We start from the raw sequence: 21,637 nt of genomic DNA, 5'->3' as shown, positions 1-21,637 counted from the left end.
CATGGGCAGTCATCTAGGCACCGCTACGAACGGGGAGTTCATGCGGTGCGACGACATAGACCACGGGGAGAGAGTGTTCATGAATACGCGGAAGGGTGGTTTTTCATGTAGTAACGGCCATCGCGAGGGGGCGATGCAGGCCAATGCACTGGTGATCGCCATGCGCCTTGCATGGGCTGTCGGTGGCGTGGCCTGGGGTGGCGCCGCACTGGCGCAATCTTCGACACCGCCAGCGGACACGTCGACCAACGCGTCGCCGAAGTCGCAGGCAAAGCAGGACGATGGCAAGGCATCCGAGAAGAACGCCAAGCAGCTGCAGCAGGTGACGGTGACTGGCTCCAACATTCGCAGCGTTGACGTGGCGGATGCACAGCCGGTGATCACCATCAGTCGCGCCGATATCGACCGACAGGGTTTTGCTACTGTCGGCCAGATTCTGCAGAACGTTTCGGCCGCCGCAACACCTGACCTGAGCATGTCGGCACCTGGCGATCTTGGCCCGAATCAGGGCGGACAGTTCATCAACCTGCGTGGCCTGGGTGCGCCACGCACGCTGGTACTGCTGGATGGCCAGCGCATCGGCGCGGCGCATGGCGGTTACACCAACGTCAACGTGATCCCCACGGCAATCATCGACCACATCGATGTGCTCGCCAACGGCGCATCCGCCGTGTACGGCTCCGATGCCATCGCCGGCGTGGTCAACATCATCACGCGCAAGGATTTCAACGGCGTCGAGCTCAACACCTATAACGGCATGTACGCGCCCCATGGCGATGGCGAGCAGAGCCAGTACGACGTGACGTTCGGCAAGACCACCGATCGTTGGGGCGTGGTGTTCAGTGCCTCGTACCAGAACCAGGAGCCGGTGTGGGCCAGCTCGCGCGGTTTCTCCAGCTATCCGTGGACGGATCAGCATCCCCTGTACGGTCGCTCGTACGTGGGCTACCAGCCTGTGATCACCAACGCGACCCTTCCCGATGGTAGCCAGCATTCCATCGTGCTCGGCCCGGGAGGCGACGGGTCCAATCTCAATGACTACCATCAGGTGGTCAAGCCGACTTACGGTCCGAACGGCGACGTGATCAATCCCGGTGATTACACGTACAACAAGGACGCCGGCCATCAGTACATGCTGCACACGGCCGACCGTACCAAGAACCTGTACCTGGATACGCATTACAAGATCACCGACAACATCACGGCCAGGTTCAACGCAGGCTACAACCTGGACAGCGAGTCGGCCACGGCGGGTACGGCCACCTTGTATAGCGGCATGGGCGGGCATGACAACTTCCCATCGGTGCTTTCGGCCCAGAGCTATTACAACCCCTATAACCAGCCGGGCCAAACACCGCAGGACGTGAACTTCTATCGCCGCATCGCTGGCGATACGTTCAACAGCTACAACAAACCCAAGAACACCCGTTACAGCGCGGGCCTGGACGGCGTGTTCAGCCTGGGCGAGCACACGTTCAACTGGGACGTGAACTACTACGACAGCAAGATCACCGGCGTGAACACGCGCACGGGGTATTTCAACCTGCCGAACGCGGCGAACGCGCTGGGGCCATCCTTCCGCGGTTCGGATGGCGTCGTGCGTTGCGGCACGCCGGGCAACGTGATCGCTGGCTGCGTGCCGCTCAATCCGCTGGGCAATGTCACCCAGCAAATGCTCGACTATCTGATGATCAACAGCGTCGAGCGCTATGGCAGTGAGGAAAAGGCAGCATCAGCGGACTTTGGCGGTGACTTGTTCTCCTTGCCGGGCGGACAGTTCACCTTTGCGACCGGCGTGGACCATCGCAACGTGTCGGGCTACGACGAGCCAGATGCCTTTGCCGCCGCCGGCAATTCGACCGATGGTGCGGTGGGCCCCAATCACGGTAGCTACTCCTTGAACGAGGCGTATGTCGAGGTCAACGCGCCGTTCCTGAAGGATCTGCCTGGTGCCAAGAGCCTCGCACTGGATGCCGCGCTCCGCTATTCCGACTACAGCAACTTCGGCAGCACCACCAACGCATCGTTCAAGCTGACCTGGCAACCGTTCGACGACCTGCTGGTTCGTGCGAGCTACGGCACCGGCTTCCGCGCACCCACCGTCAACGATCTCTATCAGGGCCTCTACAACGCGGGCGGCTTCACCGATCCGTGCGATGCGGTGTTCGGCCAAGCTACGTATGGCTATAGCCCCACGGTTGCACAGCGCTGCAAGACGGGATACGGCGGCGTTGCCGGCGTGCCGACGAACTTCCGCCAGATCGACAACACCGGGCAGCCGGTGATCGCGCCTGAGGCAGTTGGCGTCACGGAAAGCTTCAATGGCGGCAATCCGCATCTGCAACCCGAGACGTCGTACAACGGCCAGGTCGGCTTCGTGTACAGCCCATCCTGGCTGCAGGGTTTCAACGCATCGGTCGACTACTGGCGCTACAACATCCGCAACCTGATCACCGGCATCACCAATGACCAGGTGTTGGCCAACTGCTACCAGTACGGCCTCGAGTCGTCTTGCTCGCAGTTCCAGCGTCAGGCGGGCACAGGGCAGATCATCAACCTGATGAACCTGGAAACCAACGCCGGCTGGGAGAAGACGTCGGGCTACGATTTCAATCTCGCTTATGCCTTGCCCGAGTACGCTATCGGACGCTTCAAGCTCAACCTCTCCGGCACCTACGTCACCAGCTACAACATGCTGCCGACCGTAGGCTCGGCGGTGGTCTACGGCACCGGCATCGCGTCGTCCCAGACGGCCATGTCAGTGTGGCGCCTGCGCGGCAACTTCTCGGTGGATTGGGCATGGCGCGACTTTGGCGCCACCTGGACCATGCGCTACTTCTCGCCGCTGAAGGCGCCGTGCGCCTTCCCGCCGCCGAACACGCGCACCGCCTTCCCCTGCACCTTGCCCAACTACTACGCCCCGGGCGTGGGTCCGGAGCCGATGACACAGATCGCCTCGGTCACCTTCGACGACGTCCAGGTGTATTGGAAGGCACCGTGGAAGGCCACCATTTCGCTGGGCGCCAACAACGTGTTCAATCGCAAGGGGCCGTATATCTACGGCGGCTATGCGGGCAGCGATACGCCGTATAACTACAACGCGTCGTATGACATTGGTCGCTATGTCTACCTGCGTTACCAGCAGAAGTTCTGATCGGGCTTGACCCACGCGCGAGCCGCGGCACCTGCCGCGGCTTTTTTGATCCGGGCTGGCCGCGAACGATAGCGCGGTGCGGGCTAGGGCACGAAGAGAGGTGTGAACATGGCAGGGATTGGAGTTGGCCGTACTCAGCGGCTCATTGGCAAGTCACGTACATTGCTGGCATGCATGCTGCTGGCCGGGATGGCTGGCGCAGCAAGTGCAGCGGACGGGCATATGGCAGCCTTTTCGCAACAGGGCGACGCGTATCAGTTCGGCAATGACAGCATCGTCGCCCGATGGAAGATGGCCGACGGCACGCTGGCCGACATGGTGGTGGAGGATCAGCCGAACCATCAGGCGTTGCCGGTAACAGCGCCGATTGAACTGTCCATGGCGGACGGTAGCAAACTCGGTGTGGGGCAGTTGAAGGTGATCTCGGCACCCAAGGCCAGCACGCTGAAGGCAAACGCCAAGGCATCCCGCCTCGCGGAGCGTTTCCCAGGCAGCGCCATGCAGGCGAGCTTCGGTGATGCGGACGGTCGCTTCCGCATCGACTGGCAATGGGTACAGCGCGAAGGCTCGGACTATCTTCGTGCCATCGTCACCATCACCGCGCTGAAGCAGGACGAGAACATCAGCAAGGTGGCCTTGCTGCAAATGCAGGCGGAGGGTGCGGAAGTCGTCGGTGTCGTGCCGGGCTCGCCCATTGTCGCGGGGCATGATTACTTGGGCTTCGAGCATCCCCTCTCGTCCAGTGAAGTGCATGGCAAGCAAGCAAAGTTGTGGATCGAACGCGGCCTGCCACTGCCCAAGGGGCAGTCGATCACGTATTCGGCCGTAGTCGGCGTGACGCATGACAACCAATTGCGCCGCGATTTCCTTACCTATGTCGAACGCGAGCGCGCGCATCCGTATCGCACCTTCCTGCACTACAACTCGTGGTACGACATCGGTTACTTCACGCCGTACACCGAGGCACAGGCATTGGACCGCATTCATGCCTTCGGCGAAGAGCTGAAGGTCAAGCGCGGCGTGACACTCGACTCCTACCTGTTCGACGATGGCTGGGACGATCGCAGCGGCAGCTGGCACTTCAGCAAGGACTTCCCGCACGGTTTCTCGCCGCTGCGTGACGCGGCAGCCAAGTACGGTGCAGCGCCCGGCATGTGGCTGTCCCCGTGGGGTGGTTACGGCAAGCCGAAGGAAGAGCGCGTCAAGAACGGGCAGGCCGCCGGCTACGAAATCATCGATGGCGGTCTCGCGCTCTCCGGTCCCAAGTACTACCAGCGCTTCCACGACGCCGTAATGGATCTGGTGAAGAACGACGGCATCAACCAGTTCAAGTTTGATGGCACGGGTAACGCGGACAAGGTATTTCCGGGCAGCCGCTTCAGCAGCGACTTCGATGCGGCGATCCAGCTGATCGACGACCTGCGCGTGGCTAAGCCGGACCTGTATATCAACCTCACCACCGGGACCATGGCCTCACCGTTCTGGCTGCGCTATGCCGATTCGATCTGGCGTGACGGCGAAGACGACGATCTGGCCGGCGTGGGCACCAAGCGCGAGCGTTGGATCACCTATCGCGATCGCGAGACGTACCACAACATCGTGGAGAAGGGGCCGCTGTATCCGCTCAACTCGCTGATGCTCCACGGCATCATCTACGCCAAGGAAAACCGTCGACTCAACGCCGACCCGGGCCACGATTTCGCCAACGAAGTGCGCTCCTACTTTGGCACTGGCACGCAACTGCAGGAGATGTACATCACACCGGATCTGCTTTCCGCGCAGGACTGGGATGTGCTCGCCGAAGCCGCGCGCTGGTCGCGCACTAACGCGGGTGTGCTCAGGGATGTGCATTGGGTCGGTGGCGACCCTGGGCGATTGGACGTCTACGGCTGGGCCGCGTGGACGCCGACCAAGGCCATCCTCACCTTGCGCAACCCCAGTGACAAACCACAGCTGGCGGTGATCGACCTGGCACGGCAGATGGAGCTTCCGCCCGGTGCGGCGCATCGCTTCAATGCGCGCAGCCCGTGGAAGGAGGACGCGGGCAAGCCGGTGCTGAGTTTCGACGCAGACCAGCCGAGCACGATCACGCTGGCGCCGTTCCAGGTGTTGAACCTGGAGTTGGTACCGGACGCATTGCACTAAGTGTTCCCTTCGGCCGGCATCCCCCCGCCGGCCCTTGGTCCCGATGTATCGAGGGACCTGGCCTCGTCGTGAGACGAGGCCTTTCTTTATCTGCGGTAGCAACCGTTGAGCCAAGCTCCCTTTCACGAGGAGAGAAAACGGGCAAAGACGGGCAGTGACAGGCAACTATCACACTGATTGGATCAGATCTGATGGCGTTTCCACGTGCCACTGTCTGTTCTGCAATGGGTACTGCCTGCGTGGCGGACCGGCGTCGAAAAGAAGATGGATGCTGACGTTTCGGGCGACATGTTTTTCCGCCACGTATAAAGCTACATGCTGAGGAATGTGAGGCTTGCCAAGGGGACGCGAGGAACATATCAAGGCATGGCGCGTAGAACTGGCTGTGGCAGACGTGGGCAAGAATCGATTCTTGGCCGCCCTGCGTGGCGCGCTCAAGTTTGGGCTATACAAACGATGGATCGGTGTCGAGCGGACCATTGCAATGGTCCAGCATGAAAGACGATCAAGTGCCCACTCGCCAGCGTGTCTAACCCCTGTGCATCGCACACACGAGGGGTGGGCGGTAATTTCAGATCGTTCTGATGGACGGTGCTGTTGCTGCGTCGGTAGCGTCAAAAGAAATACCACCTGACGGGATCGCCAGGTCCGAACGCATGCCACGGAGGATGTTCCACGATGTCCCGTAGTGCCGATGTTCGTTACACCTTCACCCCTTCGTCTTCAGCCACCTCTTTTGAGGTCGTGAGCTTCTCGCTCGATGAATCCCTCTCGGCCGATGGGCTCCCATCCGATGACGGCACCCCGTTGCCTTATCGCTTGAGCGTCGAGCTATCTTCTTTCGACGACAACGTCGACTTCTCCACACTGCTTGACGCTCCAGCCCACTTCGCCATCTGGCGTGATGGCCAAGTGGTGCGACATGTCCACGGCATCGTCACGGCCTGGGACCAGGGGGATAGCGGCACACACCGGACGCGATATAGCGCGGTCTTAGAACCTGCGCTCGCCCGCCTCACGCTACGCAGCAATTGCAGAATATTTCAGCAACTGTCGGTGCCCGACATCATCGGCGTGCTGCTCAAGGAGCACGGCCTGTTGGGTGTGGAGTGGAACCTATCGGGTCCGCACCTGCCCCGCGAGTTTGCGTGCCAATGGAATGAGAGTGATTGGGCCTTTGTGCAGAGAATTTCAGCCGACGAAGGCATCGTGCTATCGATTGAGCACGAAGCGAATCACCATCAATTGATCTTCACCGACACCACGCAGAGCCTCCCCAAGGGCGGCGCGTTGATCTACGAGCCGCAAGCCGGCGGCACCGCCGATCAACCCAGCCTGCGCAAATTCCGCTACAGCCAGCGCATGGCCCCGACGAGTACCCGGGGGCGTGAGTACACATTCTGGAACGCCAAATATAATCTGGAGCATCAGGCGGCGCCGTACGCGTCCGAGGCGAAATTGGGGCGAGTCACGTCCGACGTCGAGGTGTCCAGCGAGTACGCCTCATCCGCGCCAAGCACGGCCGGGGCATCTGGGGGGAAATACGAGCGCTACCGCTATCCCGCCGATTACAAGAAGGATGAGGTTGGCAAGCCCTTCACGCGTACCCGCCTCAACGCCGAGCGGCGCGAGGCCGCGCAAGCCTTTGGCGAGGGCGATGCCGCGTTTCTCGTGCCGGGCACGTCGTACAGCCGCGCACGCTCCGCCACCCTGTTGAACTTGATCGACCCACCGCCGGCCACACCGCCACCGCCGCCCGCAACGCCGCTCACGCCCGAGCAAGTAGCGCAGCAGCGTGCCGCGCGCTACGTGCGCGTTGAAGCGGCCATGGCAAACACGGCGGTACGGAAGCGGCTCCGCCGCTGTGTGGTGACGATGGCGACGGAATGGTCCACGGCACTTTTTGAACAACACTGGAACTGGCTCAAAGGCAGGCCTAGCGACTCGCGTGGCATCGGCGTCGAGAGCTGTGTCAGCGATGATGTATACACCCGCTTTCAGCAACACTGCATGGCTTTGTCGTTTTGGGAGGTTGCGGGAATGCCGCTGGACGCGGGGCGGCAGGTGCATTTTCATCCGGGGGAGTTTATTTCGGCGTTCAAGCGTTGCGGGTGGTTGAGCAAGGATGAGTTTAAGAGGGTCTATCCACGAGCAACGCAGCAAAATGTGGACAAGTACCTCATCCACATCAACAAGGTTCGCAATAAATACTCACTAGTTGATGAACTGATTGGATCGCACTTTTTTGGGCAGGCAGCGGTTGAATCAAACCAACTGCTTTGGATGAGTGAGCTATCTAACGGCGATCCAATGACTTACTTTCGGCACTACGAAGCTGCAAAGAACTATGTTGGGTGGCTCGGCAACGTTGAATGGAACGATGGCGGAAAGTTCAGGGGGCGAGGCTTCAAACAGATGACGGGCCGTGGCAACTACCACAAGTACTGGACATATCGTGGATGGCTCGACCCAAAGTCAGTAAAGGATAACTGGTGGACCAATCTCGGTTGGTGGGGCCTTTCGGGCTCATACCATCAAGCGCAAGACGCAAACAAACCCGCAATACAGGATCAAGCAACTGTTGCGCGCCTAATTGCAGAAATGAGGCCGCCCATCATCCAGAATCCCGATATCGTGCAAATTGAACCATTCAATGCCATCGATACTGCAGGTTGGTTTTGGGCAAAGAATCAACTCAATTCCATCGCAGCCAGTGATGACACCGTGACCCTGACAAATCGAATTCGCGGTGATCGCGCGCGGAGCCCTGCGGACTTTCCAACTGCTGCGCACTACCAAGAGCGCGTAGATAGTGCCTCTCGCATCAGGGGGATACTCGGAGATTCGATATGATCAAGCGCGCCCTTACTCTCGCGATACTGAGTTTTGCAAGCGCTTCGGTTGCCGCTGGCGACTCCGAGGCCTTGAGCTACGCCCCGGCCCGAGGGATACGTATCGATGTCCTTTGCACAAAAGAGGCAAAAGGCATGGCGGTGCAAATAAACCTGCAACGAAATGGGCTCCAGGGTAAGGCCGTGATTGTCTCTCTACCCGAGGCGCACCCGTGCAGTGATGTAGTAAGCGTTGACGAAGATTTTGATGGCGATGGGGTCAACGATATAGCCATAAATGATCTATCCATGACGCCTATCTCATCGCGTCAAATTTTCCTCGTATCGATGAGCCAGGGTGCAGTCATTGCGGCCGGTCGCCTGCCGATTGATGCAAGTAAGGAGAAGTCCGGTAATTACGTCAGTGTTCAAACGAGCGGCGGCAGCATTGTGCGCGATGAATATTCGATCCGATACCACAAGTTCGTCTTGATAAGCTCATTCGAGAAAGTGGTTGCGGGTGACGTTTGCACCAGCCCAGTGAAGACAATCGTAAGCGATGATGCCTGCAAGGGAAGATTGATAAGCGCAAGCTTTGAACGGCCAGTGTGCATTAAGCACATGAGTCACAACAGCGCAGCAATCGTACCTAAAGATCGATGCAACTTTTCGTTGTGACGATCATGACTTGTAGCAAGTATGACTATGAGCTCATTCTCTATCGCCCGGCTAATGATGGCTGTTGCCATCGTGATAAGCATCGTGGCCCCCCAGTTGACCAACCAGCACATCAGCCAAACCGCATCGTTCACATCTTCGGCGCGTCGCCTCATCCTTCAAGGAAGCAACTATGTCCTTCCCCACTAAACGCCCCGTACTGGACGGCGACACCACCACCCACGGCGGCACCGTTCGCGCCACGGGCCGCTTTAAGGTGAACGGATGCCGTGTTGCTGTGCTCAATGACACGGTGCATTGCCCACAATGCGGCGCCGCGACGATTACCGAAGGGGACGCGACGTTGCGCGCCGGGTTTGGCGTGGCGTTGCACGGCTTTAGGACGTCGTGCGGCGCAACGCTGATTTCTAGCGTGTCGGTCTGAGTGGGTGACGAGGCTCTTGTCTTCGCCGCAGATCACACCTGCGTCATCGTCATACGCGTTGCGTGCCACCCACACAAAGCAAGCGGCATGGCGCCTGAGGACACCGACGGGTGCTCTCATTTGTCCGGTGGGGAATGTTGCTGCTTGGCAACTCCCGTGGGACACAGAGGGTACTGCCAACCGCCTCGCAAAGCGCCGTGACTAAGAGGACTTAAAGCAATAGCTGGTTACAAGCTTACATGCGGAACACGCCGTAGCGCTGCGGCTCGATCGGTGCATTGAGCGACGCCGAAATCGCCAGCCCCAGCACGCGGCGCGTATCGGCCGGATCGATGATGCCGTCGTCCCACAAGCGGGCACTGGCGTAGTAGGGGTGGCCCTGACGCTCGTACTGGTCGCGGATCGGCGCCTTGAAGGCTTCTTCATCCTCCGCGCTCCAGGACTTGCCGCTGGCTTCGATGCCATCACGGCGCACCGTGGCGAGCACCGACGCGGCCTGCTCGCCACCCATCACGCTGATGCGCGAGTTGGGCCACATCCACAGAAAGCGTGCGCCATAGGCGCGCCCGCACATGGCGTAGTTGCCCGCGCCAAAGCTGCCGCCGATCACCACGGTGAATTTGGGCACATGGGAGCAGGCCACAGCCGTCACCATCTTGGCGCCGTCCTTTGCGATGCCGGCGTTCTCGTACTTCTTGCCAACCATGAAGCCGGTGATGTTCTGCAGGAACACCAGCGGCACGTTGCGCTGGTTGCACAATTCGATGAAGTGCGCGCCCTTGAGCGCGGACTCCGAGAACAGGATGCCGTTGTTGGCGATGATGCCCACGGGATAGCCGTGGATATGCGCGAAACCGCACACCAGGGTCTTGCCGTAACGCGCCTTGAACTCGTGGAATTCCGAGCCGTCGACGATGCGTGCGATCACCTCGCGGATGTCGAACGGACGGCGACTGTCCTGCGGGATGATCCCGTACAACTCATCGGCAGCGTAAAGGGGCTCTGCTGGCGCACGCAGCGCCAGTGGCATGTCCTTCTTGCGGTTGAGGCTGGCGACGATATCGCGGGCAATGGAGAGTGCATGCGCGTCGTTCTCGGCGTAGTGGTCCGCGACGCCCGACACGGACGTATGGACATCCGCACCACCCAGCGCCTCCGCGTCGACCACCTCGCCGGTGGCGGCCTTCACCAACGGCGGGCCGCCGAGGAAGATCGTGCCCTGCTCGCGCACGATGATGGTTTCGTCGCTCATCGCCGGCACATAGGCGCCACCGGCCGTACACGAACCCATCACGACGGCGATCTGCGGAATCCCCAGGCCGGACATGCGTGCCTGGTTGAAGAAAATGCGCCCGAAGTGTTCCTTGTCCGGAAACACCTCATCCTGCAGCGGCAGGAACGCACCGCCGGAGTCGACCAGATAGATGCAGGGCAGGCGGTTCTCCAGCGCGACTTCCTGCGCACGGAGGTGCTTCTTCACTGTCATCGGAAAGTAGGTGCCGCCCTTGACGGTGGCGTCGTTGGCGACCACCAACACTTCGATGCCGTTGACGCGGCCGATGCCGGTGATGATGCCTGCGGCCGGTGCCGCATCGTCGTACATGCCGTGCGCAGCCAGCGGCGACAGCTCGAGGAACGGCGAGCCGGGATCGAGCAGGGCGCGGATGCGCTCACGTGGCAGCAGCTTGCCGCGGGACGTGTGCTTGTCGCGGGCCTTCTCGCCACCGCCTTCAGCGCTGCGCGCCAGTTCGCGATGCAGGTCGTCCACCTGACCCTTCAACTGCGCGCTGCTGGCCTGGAAGTCCGGGGAGCGGGGATCGATCTGCGACGCGATGACACTCATGAGCGGAAGCTGCCGTTCGTGGGGAGTCCCGGATGATAGCCGCCTGTGCTCAAGGGCTAAATCGGCGTCGCAGCATGAATCCGGGCAAGGCGTTGTGAACGCAAAGAAAATCGGCCGCATGATGCGGCCGCTGGCTTTTCATGGGCATAAGAAAAATCGGTGGTGCGAGGCGGCCGCCGGCTTTTCATAGGCACCAAAAAAAACCGACCGCGCAAGGCGGCCGCTGGCTTTTCTCAGGCACAAAAAAAACCGGCCGCGCAAGGCGGCCGGTTTCGGAAGTACACGAGTGTACTTAGTGACCAGCGGTCGAAGCGGCAGCCGGAGCAGCAGCGGTCGAAGCCGGGGTCGGCGCCGGCTGTTCGGCCGGGGCAGCAGCAGCCGCGGTCGAAGCAGCGGCCGGAGCCTGCTCTGCCGGAGCAGCAGCAGCCTTCTGAGCCTGGTCAGCAGCCTGCTGAGCCTGGTCAGCCGACTTCTGAGCGTCCTGCGCGGAATCCTGCGCGCCGTTGCTGCAAGCCGCCAGCAGCGCGACGAGCGCAGAGGCGAGAAGGGTACGCGTGAACTTCATGTTGAATCTCCTTTGCCGTGGAATGCCGTTTGGCGGGCGTATTAATAGCGCTTTCGCGGAAATTGCGCCACCTATTTATGTAAAGCAGCGAAACCGGGTTAACCCCGCTTTCATCGGCGGCCGGATGCCCGGCCACCGGTTCCACGACCTTACAGCAGTTCCACTGCGACGGCAGTAGCCTCACCGCCACCGATGCACAGCGACGCCACGCCACGCTTAAGGCCACGGGTTTTCAGCGCATTGAGCAGCGTGACCACGAGACGGGCACCGCTGGCGCCGATGGGGTGGCCGAGGGCGCAGGCGCCGCCGTTGACGTTGATCTTGTCACGCGGGATGTCGAGCTCACGCATGGCTGCCATGGCGACCACGGCGAAGGCTTCGTTGACTTCGAACAGGTCGACGTCGCTGGTCTTCCAGCCGGCCTTTTCCAGCACCTTGTGCAGGGCACCGACGGGCGCGGTGGTAAACCACTCCGGCTCCTGGGAATGGGTGGCATGGGCGACAACGCGGGCGAGGGGCTTGAGACCACGTGCCTTTGCGTCATCCGCTGACAAGAGCACGAGCGCGGCAGCGCCATCGGAGATGCTGGAGGAGCTGGCGGCGGTGATGGTGCCGTTCTCCTTGCGGAAAGCCGGCTTCAGCGATGGGATCTTGCTGATATCGGAGCGGCCCGGCTGTTCGTCGGTGTCGACCTTGATCTCGCCCTTGCGGCTTGCGACCGTCACCGGGACGATTTCATCGGCGAAGGCGCCGGATGCCTGTGCGGCCTTGGCGCGCTCGACGGATTCCGTCGAGAACGTGTCCTGCTCCTCACGGGTAAAGTGGTACTTGTCGGCACACAGCTCGCCGAACACGCCCATGGCCTTGCCGTCGTACGGGTTGGTCAGGCCGTCCCACGCCATGTGGTCGACCAGCGTGCCATCGCCATAGCGGATGCCCGTGCGTGCGTTGACCATGTGCGGCGCATTGGTCATCGATTCCATGCCGCCCGCGACGACGACCGAGGCCGAGCCGGCCTTGATCAGGTCGTGGCCCAGCATGAGGGCCTTCATGCCCGAGCCGCACACCTTATTGATGGTGGTGCAGCCGGTGGCGGCGGGCAGGCCGGCGCCGAGCGAGGCCTGGCGCGCGGGAGCCTGGCCCAGGTTGGCCGGCAGCACGCAACCCATGATGACTTCAGTGACATCGGCGGGGGCTAGGCCGGACTGCTCCAGCGCGGCACGGATGGCGGTGGCACCCAGCGTGGGGGTGGGTACGCCAGTGAACTGGCCGAGGAAGGAGCCAATGGCAGTGCGCTTGGCACCGACGATGACAACGCTGACGTCCGACATGGATATCTCCGCAAATACTTGAAGGGGTCATGCCCCGGTTGAGTCCGCCGATTATCGCAGCCCGCCAATGACCGGGGCAAACCGGTCATATTTGCGATCACAGTGCGATTCTGACGGTGTTTAGTTGCGATTTCGTTGTGTAAAGATGGGGACGTGCGCGGCAGTTTGATAGGGGGCCGCGCCCGTACTCTGACGAACCAGTGTCGACAGATCCCAATAGGGGCGGGGGCCTTTATGCATACGGTGATGCACGGTTTGCGCTACCGCCGCGGGGCGGTGCTGGTATGGCTGGCGCTTGGCCTGGGCGCCTGCGGTGGCGGGGGTGGCAATACAAAGCCCAGCCAGCCGGCCACCCCGCCCTCGACACCTTCGACGCCGCCGTCGACACCACCCTCGTCGTCCTCGGTGCCTCAGCCGCCCATCGATGCGCAGTTGAGCCTGACCAACACCTATGCCGCGCACAGTGCTGGCTATACCGGGGCGGGCGTCACCATCGGCATCGTGGATACCGGCGTGATGGCCACACACCCGGCGCTGGCGGGGCGTGTGATCAAAGAGCTGACCTATGTCGATTCGAGCACCAACAATCTCAGCATCGACGACGTCAATGGCCATGGCACCTACGTGGCAGAGATCGCGGCAGGCAAGCCGTTCGGGCAATTTGCCGGCGGCATCGCGACGGGTGCGGATATCGTGTCGGCGCGCATCATTGACGACAACGCGCCGGACGATAACGGTTCCACTGCATCGGCACCGGTGACGGGTTCCGATGCGATCCCCCTGGGGCAGGTGAATGCGGACCTGATCGCTAACGGCGTGAAGGTGATGAACAACTCCTGGGGTGGCATCAGCTGGGCCTCGACGGATACGGCGACAACGCAGGCTTTCGACAACGCATACGGCCCCTTCATCAATAGCTGGGGTGGTCTAGTGGTGTTCGCCGCGGGCAATGACTCGCAAGCCAATCCGAGCACCATCGCGGCGCTGCCGAGTCTGGCGCCCGATCTCCAGAAGGGTTGGCTAGTGGTCGTCGCGGTCAACAGCAACAGCCCAGCGCAACTGGACAGTTACTCCAACAAGTGCGGCATCGCGATGAACTACTGCCTGGGAGCGCCAGGCGATGTGATCGTGAGCGGCAAAAGCGACACCAGCACCAGCAACGAAACCTACTGGATTGTCGAAGGCACTTCACTCGCGGCGCCGCAGGTATCGGGCGCGGCGGCACTGGTGTGGCAGGCCTATCCGTACTTCACCAATGATCTGGTGCGACAAACTTTGCTGGGTACGGCGGATCCGCTCGGCGGCTCGCAACCCAACGCGACCTTCGGTTACGGTGAACTCGACGTCGGCAAGGCGGTGAATGGCCCCGAGCAATTCAACTGGGGTGATGTCACCGTGAGTTTCAGCGGCACCTCTAGCTGGAACAATCCGATCTCTGGCGCTGGCGGCTTGATCAAGCAGGGCACCGGCACGCTCACGCTGACGCAACCGTCCAGCTACACCGGCTTGACGCAGGTGCAGGGCGGCATGCTGGTGGCCGCATCGCTGGCATCAAGTGTGAGCATCGGAGCGCAAGGCGTGCTGAGTTCAACGCCGGCGATCGGCGGCTCGGTGACCAACGCGGGCGTGCTTGCTATGGCGGGCACGGATACCACGGTAGGCGGTAATTACGTGCAACAGGGCGCGGGTCGCCTTGCGGTATCGCTGGGATCAGCGTTGCGGGTGAGCGGCACCGCCACGCTGTCCGGTGGTGACTTGTATGTCACCGGCATCAACCAGGGTTACCAGGCCAACACGCATACGGACGTCCTGACGGCTAATGGCGGTATCTCCGGTACGTTCTCGGCGTTGAATGTGGCAACCGGCGTCCTGCTCAATGCCCAGCTCAACTACAACGCCACGGATGCGTGGTTGAACGTAAGTCAGGTACAGGCGTCTGCGGTCACTGGCGTCACCTATACGCCGGCATCGTTCGGCGCGGCGCAGCGCGTCGACGCCGCTTTCAGCCAGATCAATGCGCAGGTGGGTTCGGGTGCGACGGTGACGGGGAATCCATTGCCGAGCTCCTTCATCAGCGGCGCGGCGAGCCTGCAGCAGACGGCCACGGCCAGCGCCTTGCAGCAGTCGTTGAACTCGCTGTCGGGCCAGTTGCACGCAGCGAGCGCGGCAATGACCTTCGACGCGATGGATGCAGGCACGCGCGCCTTGTCCCAACGCTTCGACCAACTGGGCGACGTATACGCCACAGGTGGTTGGACACAGAACCTGGGCAGCTACGGCAGCATGGACCACAGCGGCTACAACAATGTGGGCTACGACCTGAGTGGCTGGATGGTGGGTCAGGATCGCCGCCTCGGCAGCAACGGCGTGTTGGGTTTTGCGGTGAGCCAGAGCGAGGATCTTGGGCGACTGGACGAATTCGCCGACCAGGGACGCAGCCGCGCTGTAGAGGGCATGCTCTACGGCGGCATCGTCCAGAACCAGTGGTATGCGATGGGCCGCCTCGGCATGGGCACGTATCGCGAAGACATGCGTCGCCATCTTGAATTGGGCAGCGACGTCGAGAGCGTCGCCAACGACACCAACGGAACCTACGACGTCGCCTACGGTGAAAGCGGCTACCGCATGCAGTGGGGCGGGGTAAACGTCACCCCGTACATGAACCTGCAGTACGCCAACATCCGCACCGATGGGTTTGATGAACTAGGCGGTGATGGCTTTGGGTTGAAAGCCGCGGCGCAGGCGATTGAACGCTGGCAAGCCGGTGCCGGCCTCCGTGCAGGGAGTGATTGGACGATGTCTGGCGGAAGCCGCTTGAGCCTCCAGGCGCACCTGTTGTGGCAGAGGGCTTTCAGCATGCGTGGCGATGTACTCGACGCCAGCTTCGCGGTGCTCAATCAGTGGGCGCCGGTGGGAGGCATCGGGCTGTCCCGCTATGGCGGTGATGCCGGCCTGAATCTGGCCTGGAGCATCTCGCGACGGGCCAGTCTGTCACTGGGCCTGGACCAGTACGTCGCCCAGCATGAGCACGGCAAGATGGATACGTTGGCCTACCGACTCGCCTTCTGACGACGGCTGCCGCTACTGGCGCCGTATAAACCTGCGCCCAGGGGATAGGCTTTCGGCCTATGATGCGTGCCGCATTTTTTCCGTAACCTTGTGCGATGATTCCGAAAGGAAGTGCTGGCGGAGTCCAGTAATGGACCGCGGCGCTAGGGGAAGCATCGGATGCCCAGCAAGGGCGTGCAGGGGGAACTATGGACGGTGGTCTGGGCGGAATGCGCTTTCGCCAGGTGAGTGTGTTTGTGTGGATGGCGCTGGGCCTGAGTGCCTGCGGCGGCGGTGGCGGCAATGGCAACGTCAAGCCGGCTTCGCCTTACACGCCACCTAGTCCTGGCTACCAGCCACCTTCGCCCGGCCAGGGCGGTGGCAGCACGCCGCCGACGACCCCGCCCACGACCCCGCCCACGACACCACCGACCACGCCACCGCCGCCTACGCCGCCAGCCGATGCGCAGCTGTCGCTGACCAACACCTATGCGGCCCAGAAGGCAGGGTTCATCGGAACCGGTGTGACGATCGGCGTGGTCGACACCGGCATCATGCGCAGTAACCCCGCGCTTGCCGGCAAGGTCACCAAAGAGCTGACCTACATCGACCCCAGCACCAACAACCTGTCGGTGGACGACGTCATCGGCCACGGTACGTGGGTGTCCGAGATCGCGGCGGGCAGCGCCTTCGGCAAATTCGCTGGCGGCATCGCGCCGGGCGCGTCGCTGGTGTCGGCCCGCATCCTTCCCGACAACGCAGGCGACGACAACGGCAGCACGGCACCTTCCACGGTGACCCCATCGACCGGGCTGTCCCTGCAGTCCATCAACGCTGACCTTATCAACGCCCACGTCAAGGTCATGAACAATTCCTGGGGCGGCATTACCTGGAATGCCAGCGACACGGCGACCACCAAGGCGTTTCACGACGCCTACAGCCCCTACGTCAATACGTGGGGTGGCCTTGTCGTGTTCGCGGCAGGTAACGATTCGCAGGCCAATCCCAGCACGACGGCGGCACTGCCGAGCATGCCCGGCGCGCAGGACCTCGAAAAAGGTTGGCTGGCCGTCGTGGCGGTGAACAGCAATAACCCCACGCAGTTGTCGAGCTATTCCAACAAGTGCGGCGTCGCCATGCATTACTGCCTGGCGGCGCCCGGTGAAGTCATCGTCAGCGGCAAAGACGACACCACCTCCAAGCAAAGCTACTGGATTGTCGGCGGCACCTCGTTCGCGGCGCCAGCGGTTTCCGGTGCAGCCGCGCTGGTGTGGCAGGCCTTCCCGTACTTCACCAACGATCAGGTGCGGCAGACGCTGCTTGGCACAGCCGACGATCTCGGTGCACCCGGCGTTGATCCGGTGTTTGGCTACGGCATGCTCGATGTGGGCAACGCAGTGAAGGGCCCCGGGAAGTTTGACTGGGGTACGTTCAACGCCACGCTCAATACCAACTCCACCTGGGGCAACGCCATCAGCGGCGCTGGCGGCCTCACCAAGGATGGTGCCGGCACGCTCACGCTGACACAGGCGCCGAGCTATCAGGGTGATACGCACATTGTGCACGGCACGTTGGCCGCGCCATCGCTCGCCGGTGCGCTTTACATCGACAACGTCGACGCCGTCATGACCGGCGCACACAGTTTCGGCGCGGACGTCCAAAACCTCGGCACCCTGGTCGTTGCTGGCGGCGACGTACACATCAGCGGCAGCTACTACCAGGGCTTCACCCCCACCGACGGCCAGACGGGGCGGCTCGCGTTGGAACTGGGGCGCACCCTCAATGTCGATGGCAAGGCCGTGCTCGCCGGCGGCAATCTCTACGTCATCGGCGCCATGCAGGGCTACGTCGTCAATGCGCACACCACCGTGCTTACGGCGAAGGGTGGGTTGACGGGGCAGTTCACCGGACTCGATGTAGCGCCGGGCGTGTTGCTGTCGGCTACGCCCGGCTATGACACCAACAACGCCTGGTTGAACGTCACCCAGGTGCAGGCCAGTGCCGTTAGCGGCATGAACTACACCCCGGCCTCGTACAGCGCGGCGCAGCGCGTGGACAATGCCTTCAGCGCCATCAACGCACAGCTCGCACAGGGTGGCTCGACGTCGGGCAGTGGCCCGGCGCCTACCGGTTTCGTCGAGGGCGCGGCCAATCTTCAGCAAACGCAGTCGACCGCCGCGCTGCAACGCTCGTTGGAAAGTCTCTCCGGCCAGTTGCACGCTGCCAGTACGGCAATGACGTTTGAGGCGATCGATGCGGGCACGCGCGCGCTGTCCGATCACTTCGACGGGCTGGTCGACACGCACGCCACCGGCGGCTGGGCACAGACACTGGGTTATCACGGCAGCATGAGCCGTAGCGGTTACGGCGACGTCGGTTACGACCTCAGCGGCTGGATGGCAGGCCAGGATCGCAAGCTGGGCAGCAACGGCGTGGTGGGTTTCGCGCTGAGCCAGAGCCAAGGCCTGGGCCGCCTCGCGGAGTATGCAGACCAAGGCACCAGCAACGCCGTCGAAGGCATGCTGTACGGCGGCGTAGTACAGGACAACTGGTACACCATGGGCCGGCTTGGGTATGGCACCTACCGAGAAAACATGCGGCGTCATCTCGAACTGGGCAGCGATTTCGCGGGCGTGGCCAGTGACACCAACGGTCGCTACACCGTGGCTTATGGCGAAAGTGGCTATCGCGCATCGCTCGGCGGTGTGCAGTTCACGCCTTACGCCAACATGCAGTACGCACATATCCAGCGTGACGGCTTCAACGAGCTGGGCGGCTACGGTTTTGGCCTGAAGTCCGGGACGCAAAACGTGGAGCGGTGGCAAGCCGGCGTCGGCGTGCGTGCCGGTCACGAGTGGTCACTCGCCGGCGGCGGTAGCCTCAATCTGCAGGGCCGGATGCAATGGCAGCAGGCGTTCGCCGTGAATGGTGATGTGTTCGACGCGAGTTTTACCGGCGTGGATCAGTGGGCACCGGTAGGGGGCGTGGGCGTATCGCGCTACGAGGGGCAGGTGGGGTTGTCGCTGGATTGGACGATGTCGGCGCGGTCGAGCTTGCAGTTCGGGATGGATCAGTATTTTGGGCAGAACGGTCAGGGGATGATGGGGATGCTCAACTATCGGTTGAATTTCTGAGTTTGAGATGGTTGCTTCCGCGTTGTTTTGGTGAGGGAGACGCGAAGCGTGGGGGTTACCTCAGTTCTTTATAAGCGCGAAACGCTTGGGACGCCTTATGCCCGCTCCCTCTCCCCTCCGGGGTGAGCGTTGGGGTGAGGGGCGGGTGCTCGCCTTATCGTTTCATTGATGCCGTCATCCCGGCGGAGGCCGGGATCCAGTTGCGTCAGTGATCGACTGTCGCCTCATGCGTTACGGCGAACTGGCCGCCTACGCGGCGGGCGTTTCGACCTTCTGCCGAAGGCCGAGTCACTTTTCTTTGCTTGCCCAAAGAAAAGTAACCCAAAGAAAGGGCACCCCGGATGAGGCGCCTTCCGGGCTTCGCCCTCCAGGTACGCGTGCGGGTTCCGGGCTTTTCGACGGGGCTCCTGCCCCGGCGAAAAGTGGCTGGCATCCCTGCCAGCCACCCCTGCGGGGCCTTCTCTCCACCCGCCCGCCGCCTCATACGGGGCCCGGAAGATCAAAAGCGAAAGCGGACGGCTCGTGCAGCTGCGCTGCACATCGCGTCGTGGCAGGTCGCCTTGCTTCTGCTCTAGGGCGCAATGCGAAAGCAAAAGCGAAAAGCTATGTCGTTACACATCGAGTTCCCCGCACCGATCGAGAAGCGCAGCGTCAGCTTTCCCTAGTCCAAGCGATCAAAAGCGTAGCGAAGCCCGCTTCAAGTCCTCTACGCATCAGCGCGATGTGCAGCTCTGCTGCACAAGCCGTGCGCTTTCGCTCTCGCATTTGATCTACCGGGCCCCCTGTGCGGCGGTGAGGGGTGGACGAGAAGGCCCGCAGGGGAATCGGCATGGATGCTGATTCCTTTTCGTCAGGGCAGGAGCCCTGTCGAAAAGCCCGGCCGCCCCTCACGAACTGGCCGGCGCAGCCGGCCAGCGCCAAGTGGGGGTGCCCTTCTCTTTGGTTACTTTCTCTTGGGCATGCAAGAGAAAGTGACTCGGCCTCCGGTAGGAGGTCGAAAGCCCGCGGCAGGCGAGCCAGATCGCGATCACGCGACAACCGAAAGCAATGTCACTGGATGACCAGCCATTCGGCTGTTGAAAAGCGCTTCCGGCCTACGCCGGGATGACGGCTAAAGATGAAACGCTGAGGCGAGCACCCACCCCTCACCCCAACCCTCTCCCCGAAGGAGAGAGGGAGCAAAACATCCAAGCGCATCGACCTGTGGCGAAGCAACCCAACCACAGACCCAGTCACCCACTTCCCAAATCAACAGAAAGCAGCAACAACCATCACGCCTTCCCGTGAAACAACTCCCGCCCAATCAACATCCGGCGAATCTCATTCGTGCCCGCACCAATCTCATAAAGCTTCGCATCGCGCAGCAGGCGACCTGCCGGGAACTCATTGATATAACCGTTGCCACCCAGCGTCTGGATCGCTTCCAACGTCACCTTCACCGCATTTTGCGAAGCGTTGAGCAGGCACGCCGCAGGATCGATGCGCGACTTCACGTTATTGTCGAACTGCTGCGCCACCATGTAAGCAAAACCGCGCGAACTCTGCAGTGCGGTGTACATGTCGGCGATCTTCGCCTGCATCACGCCGAAGGTGCCGATGGGTGCGTTGAACTGCTTGCGCTCGCGCACGTAAGGCAGGGAGATATCCAGCGCCGCCTGCATCAGGCCGATGGGGCCGCCCGATAGCACGAGGCGTTCGGTGTCCAGGCCGCTCATCAGCACGCGCACGCCTTCGTTCACTTCACCGACAATGTTCTCTTCGGGGATCTCGCAATCCTCGAACACCAGTTCGCAAGTGTTGGAGCCGCGCATGCCGAGCTTGTCGAGCTTCTGCGCCGTGCTGAAACCCTTCATGCCCTTTTCGATGATGAAGGCCGTCATGCAGCGACTGCCAGCGGGACGCGGCGCGGTGCGCATATAGACCAGCAACACGTCGGCGTCGGGACCATTGGTGATCCACATCTTGGAGCCATTGGCGACCCATACGTCGCCCTTCTTCTCCGCCTTGCAGATCATCGAGCCGACCACGTCGGAGCCGGCGCCCGGTTCGCTCATCGCCAACGCGCCCACATACTCGCCTGAGCACAGTTTCGGGATGTACTTGCGTCGCTGCGCTTCGTTGCCGTTGTGGTAGATGTTCTGCACGCACAGATTGGAATGCGCGCCATAGGAAAGACCGACCGAGCCGGACGCGCGCGAGATCTCCTCCATCGCCACCATGTGCGCGAGGAAGCCCATACCAGTGCCGCCGTACTCTTCCGGGATAGTGATGCCAAGAAGTCCCATGTCGCCAAACTTGCGCCACAAGTCGGCGGGGAACAGGTTGTCCCTGTCGATATGGTCGGCGCGGGGCGCGATCTCTTTTTCCGAAAACGCGTGCACGCTTTCGCGCAGCAGATCGATCTCTTCACCCAGCGGGAACGGACGCATACCTACAAACTCCGGAATTGCAGAAGGTGATCATGGTACCGCGCCGCTCGTTACA

General features: G+C 61.9%; 10 protein-coding genes and 1 pseudogene. 7 read left to right on the top strand and 4 right to left on the bottom strand.

Going from position 1 to position 21,637, the window contains the following annotated elements:
- Positions 1–79 precede the first annotated feature (79 nt).
- The 5 genes from DyAD56_RS08950 (at position 80) to DyAD56_RS08930 (ending at position 9,232) form a co-directional block, all read left to right on the top strand.
- Positions 80–3,154 (top strand): TonB-dependent receptor, encoded by a 3,075-nt coding sequence (locus DyAD56_RS08950; protein ID WP_158241299.1) that lies wholly within the window; start codon positions 80–82, stop codon positions 3,152–3,154.
- Between the two features lie 108 nt (positions 3,155–3,262).
- Positions 3,263–5,299, top strand: a complete 2,037-nt coding sequence (locus tag DyAD56_RS08945; RefSeq protein WP_233202351.1) for an enterotoxin — start codon at positions 3,263–3,265, stop codon at positions 5,297–5,299.
- Between the two features lie 678 nt (positions 5,300–5,977).
- On the top strand, positions 5,978–8,152 hold the full coding sequence (gene vgrG / locus DyAD56_RS08940) for a type VI secretion system tip protein VgrG (RefSeq protein WP_102302412.1): 2,175 nt from the start codon (positions 5,978–5,980) through the stop codon (positions 8,150–8,152).
- Positions 8,149–8,808, top strand: a complete 660-nt coding sequence (locus tag DyAD56_RS08935) for a hypothetical protein (protein WP_102302411.1) — start codon at positions 8,149–8,151, stop codon at positions 8,806–8,808. Before vgrG ends, DyAD56_RS08935 begins: the two co-directional genes overlap by 4 nt.
- A 172-nt stretch (positions 8,809–8,980) precedes the next feature.
- On the top strand, positions 8,981–9,232 hold the full coding sequence (locus tag DyAD56_RS08930; protein WP_102302410.1) for a PAAR domain-containing protein: 252 nt from the start codon (positions 8,981–8,983) through the stop codon (positions 9,230–9,232).
- Positions 9,233–9,467: 235 nt separating this feature from the next.
- Here DyAD56_RS08930 and DyAD56_RS08925 read toward each other — a convergent pair whose 3' ends face one another.
- The 3 genes and pseudogenes from DyAD56_RS08925 to DyAD56_RS08915 all read right to left on the bottom strand — a co-directional run bounded on the left by DyAD56_RS08925 (position 9,468) and on the right by DyAD56_RS08915 (position 12,971).
- Complete coding sequence (locus DyAD56_RS08925; protein ID WP_102302409.1) at positions 9,468–11,075, bottom strand: carboxyl transferase domain-containing protein; 1,608 nt, start codon at positions 11,073–11,075, stop codon at positions 9,468–9,470.
- A 304-nt stretch (positions 11,076–11,379) separates the two neighbouring features.
- Positions 11,380–11,640: pseudogene (locus DyAD56_RS08920) on the bottom strand (hypothetical protein); the annotation flags it as partial.
- Positions 11,641–11,789: 149 nt separating this feature from the next.
- Positions 11,790–12,971, bottom strand: a complete 1,182-nt coding sequence (locus DyAD56_RS08915) for an acetyl-CoA C-acyltransferase (RefSeq protein WP_102302408.1) — start codon at positions 12,969–12,971, stop codon at positions 11,790–11,792.
- A gap of 234 nt (positions 12,972–13,205) precedes the next feature.
- Between DyAD56_RS08915 and DyAD56_RS08910 the strand changes: the two genes are divergently transcribed.
- Both DyAD56_RS08910 and DyAD56_RS08905 read left to right on the top strand, forming a co-directional pair.
- A complete protein-coding gene (locus DyAD56_RS08910) occupies positions 13,206–16,040 on the top strand; it encodes an autotransporter serine protease (protein ID WP_102302407.1) in 2,835 nt (944 codons plus the stop codon).
- A 188-nt stretch (positions 16,041–16,228) separates the two neighbouring features.
- Positions 16,229–19,153, top strand: a complete 2,925-nt coding sequence (locus tag DyAD56_RS08905) for a S8 family serine peptidase (RefSeq protein WP_102302406.1) — start codon at positions 16,229–16,231, stop codon at positions 19,151–19,153.
- A 1,271-nt stretch (positions 19,154–20,424) separates the two neighbouring features.
- Here DyAD56_RS08905 and DyAD56_RS08900 read toward each other — a convergent pair.
- Positions 20,425–21,582 (bottom strand): isovaleryl-CoA dehydrogenase, encoded by a 1,158-nt coding sequence (locus DyAD56_RS08900; protein ID WP_102302405.1) that lies wholly within the window; start codon positions 21,580–21,582, stop codon positions 20,425–20,427.
- Positions 21,583–21,637 lie beyond the last annotated feature (55 nt).

The sequence above is a fragment of the Dyella sp. AD56 genome (assembly GCF_002878475.1).
GTDB lineage: Bacteria > Pseudomonadota > Gammaproteobacteria > Xanthomonadales > Rhodanobacteraceae > Dyella.
This window is presented reverse-complemented; position numbering and strand designations above follow the sequence as displayed.

Bases quoted from the DNA above. Each gene is read 5' to 3' on its own strand.
- DyAD56_RS08950 (WP_158241299.1), top strand. From the start codon at position 80: ATGAATACGCGGAAGGGTGGTTTTTCATGTAGTAACGGCCATCGCGAG.
- DyAD56_RS08945 (WP_233202351.1), top strand. From the start codon at position 3,263: ATGGCAGGGATTGGAGTTGGCCGTACTCAGCGGCTCATTGGCAAGTCA.
- vgrG (WP_102302412.1), top strand. From the start codon at position 5,978: ATGTCCCGTAGTGCCGATGTTCGTTACACCTTCACCCCTTCGTCTTCA.
- DyAD56_RS08935 (WP_102302411.1), top strand. From the start codon at position 8,149: ATGATCAAGCGCGCCCTTACTCTCGCGATACTGAGTTTTGCAAGCGCT.
- DyAD56_RS08930 (WP_102302410.1), top strand. From the start codon at position 8,981: ATGTCCTTCCCCACTAAACGCCCCGTACTGGACGGCGACACCACCACC.
- DyAD56_RS08925 (WP_102302409.1), bottom strand. From the start codon at position 11,075: ATGAGTGTCATCGCGTCGCAGATCGATCCCCGCTCCCCGGACTTCCAG.
- DyAD56_RS08915 (WP_102302408.1), bottom strand. From the start codon at position 12,971: ATGTCGGACGTCAGCGTTGTCATCGTCGGTGCCAAGCGCACTGCCATT.
- DyAD56_RS08910 (WP_102302407.1), top strand. From the start codon at position 13,206: ATGCATACGGTGATGCACGGTTTGCGCTACCGCCGCGGGGCGGTGCTG.
- DyAD56_RS08905 (WP_102302406.1), top strand. From the start codon at position 16,229: ATGGACGGTGGTCTGGGCGGAATGCGCTTTCGCCAGGTGAGTGTGTTT.
- DyAD56_RS08900 (WP_102302405.1), bottom strand. From the start codon at position 21,582: ATGCGTCCGTTCCCGCTGGGTGAAGAGATCGATCTGCTGCGCGAAAGC.